This is a genomic window from Mesorhizobium sp. M8A.F.Ca.ET.021.01.1.1, assembly GCF_003998025.1.
Taxonomy (GTDB): domain Bacteria; phylum Pseudomonadota; class Alphaproteobacteria; order Rhizobiales; family Rhizobiaceae; genus Mesorhizobium.
Map to the genome: position 1 here is coordinate 1 of NZ_RZSJ01000804.1, position 2128 is coordinate 2128.

General features: G+C 65.3%; 2 protein-coding genes. Both read left to right on the forward strand.

What is annotated here, in order from left to right; genetic code table 11:
- On the forward strand, positions 1-1240 hold a 1240-nt coding region (locus tag EOA36_RS34125; protein ID WP_127281093.1), incomplete at its 5' end, for a di-heme oxidoredictase family protein.
- Positions 1240-2128: imelysin family protein (locus EOA36_RS34130; RefSeq protein WP_127281094.1), on the forward strand; the 889-nt coding region annotated here is incomplete at its 3' end. The genes EOA36_RS34125 and EOA36_RS34130, both read left to right, overlap by 1 nt.

Here is a 2128-nt window from a genome sequence, read left to right on the forward strand (position 1 = left end):
CAACGCGCTTTTCCGCAAGAATTGGGTGTCGTCGCCATCCTCGACGCAGGCCTCGGACGGACTCGGGCCCCTGTTCAACGAACGGGCCTGCCAGAACTGCCATCTGAAGGATGGCCGTGGCCGGCCGCCACAAGGCGATGCCGGCACCACCTCGATGTTCCTGCGGCTGGCGCGCGACGCAAGCACCGCGGAAGAGAAGGCGGCGCTTGCCGACCACAGGCTGCTCAATCTCCCGGACCCGGTCTATGGCACGCAGTTGCAGGAACTGGCGGTCCATGGTCTCAAGGGCGAAGGCAGCATGCGTGTCGACTATCAGGAACGTAAGGTGGAGCTGACGGATGGCACCGTCATTTCCCTGCGCAAACCCACCTACGCGGTAGACGATCTTGGCTATGGGCCGCTCGATCCGCGCACCACGCTGTCGCCGCGCCTGACGCCGCCCATGATCGGCCTTGGCCTGATCGAACAGATCGCGCCGGCGGACATTCTGGCCCATGCCGACCCGGACGACAGGGACGGCGATGGCATCTCCGGCAAGCCGAACATCGTGCGTGATGGCCTGAGCGGTGAACTGACGCTTGGCCGCTTCGGCTGGAAGGCGCAGGCCGCGTCGATCCGCCGGCAGGCCGCGGACGCCTTTGCCGGCGACATCGGCATCTCGACACCCGAGAAGCCGAAACACTGGGGGGATTGCACCGCCGCGCAGGAGAAATGCCTCGCCATGCCCAACGGCGTGCAGGCGCGCCTCGGCCCGGCCGAGGCGCCGGCGCCGGTGATGGATCTCGTCACCTTCTATTCGCGGAACCTGGCGGTGCCGGCGCGGCGCGACCTCGCCTCGCCAGCTGTGCTCGCCGGCAAGAAGGTCTTTTACGAAATCGGCTGCGTTGCCTGTCACACGCCGAAATTCGTCACCCGTCGCGATGCGCCCGACAGGGCGCAGGCGTTCCAGCTGATCTGGCCTTATTCCGATTTCCTGCTGCACGACATGGGGCCGGACCTTGCCGACGGCCAGGCCGTGGGCGAGGCGACAGGCAATGAGTGGCGCACCCCGCCGCTATGGGGGATCGGCCTCACCGAAACGGTCAACGGCAATTCCTTCTATCTGCACGACGGCCGTGCGCGGTCTTTGGTCGAGGCTATCCTGTGGCATGGTGGCGAGGCGCAAAAGGCGCGCGACCGCTTTGCCGCCGCAAACGCCACCGAGCGCGATGCGCTGGTCAAATTCCTGGAGTCACTGTGATGCTGAAGCGTTTCGCGCTGGTTCTCGTTCTTCCGCTGGTTCTACTGGCCGCATTGCCCGCATCGGCCGCGGTCAAAGCCTCGGACGTCGTCAAGCGCGCGATCGACGGTTTTGTCCGCCCGGCCTATGCCGATCTGCACCAGCATACGGAAGCCCTCGCCAAGGCGATGCACAAGCTCTGCGAGGCGCCCTCGCAAGGGGAGCTTGATGCGGCGCGCGCGGCGTTCTCGGCTACCGTCTATGCCTGGTCATCGGCCGAGATCATCGGTTTCGGGCCGATCAAGGAGAACAACAGGGCGGAGCGCATGCTGTTCTGGCCGGACCGCAAGAGCATCGGTCTGAAACAGGTGCAGGCGGCGCTGTCGGGCAAGGATCCCACCGCCACCGATCCTGCGCAGCTTGCCGACAAGAGCGTTGCCATGCAGGGGCTCGGCGCGCTGGAATTCGTGCTTTACGGCGACGGCGCCGATGCCTTGACGGGCAAGGACGAACCCTATCGCTGCGCTTATGGCGCGTCCGTTGCCGGCAACATCGAAACCATCGCCGCCGATGTCAGCGCGGCCTGGAGCAAACCGGACGGCTTCGCGGCACTCTGGGCCAATCCGGGGCCACGGAATGCGCTCTATCGCGATGGCAACGAAGCGGTCACCGAACTGGTCGGCGTCTTCATCAACGAGCTGGAAATGGTCCGGGATGTCCGCCTCAAAGGCTTTCTGGGCGCTACGCCCGACGCCGACAAGCCAAAACAGGCGATCTACTGGCGTTCGCAAAACACCGGCAATGCGCTGGCTGGAAATCTGGCCGGCATCGATGCGCTGTTTCAGGTGTCGAAGCTTGGCGACGCGCTGCCGCCGGATGCGCGTTGGATGGCGGAATCGATCCACATCC